The following is a 256-nucleotide window of genomic DNA, read 5'->3' on the forward strand; positions in this document are numbered from 1 at the left end:
GGGGCCGTCCGGGTCTTTCCTCGATTCCTGGAACCACGGGTGCTGGTCGCTGGTGTGGTTCATGACGAAGTCGATGATGACCCGCATGCCGCGCTGGTGTGCGGAATCGACGAAGTCCACGAAGTCGGCGAGGTCACCGAACTCGGGCAGCACCGATGTGTAGTCGGAGACGTCGTAGCCGCCGTCGCGCAGGGGTGATTTGAAGAAGGGCGGCAGCCACAGGCAGTCGACGCCGAGCCATTGCAGGTAGTCGAGT

Annotated in this window: 1 protein-coding gene; it reads right to left on the reverse strand. The window is 63.3% G+C overall.

Features of this window, described 5'->3' with window-relative positions:
* Positions 1-256 (reverse strand): alpha-amylase family glycosyl hydrolase (locus tag ADL12_RS27630; RefSeq protein WP_244188074.1); only part of this gene is annotated, 256 nt, incomplete at both ends.

It is taken from the genome of Streptomyces regalis (assembly GCF_001509475.1).
Classification (GTDB): domain Bacteria; phylum Actinomycetota; class Actinomycetes; order Streptomycetales; family Streptomycetaceae; genus Streptomyces; species Streptomyces regalis.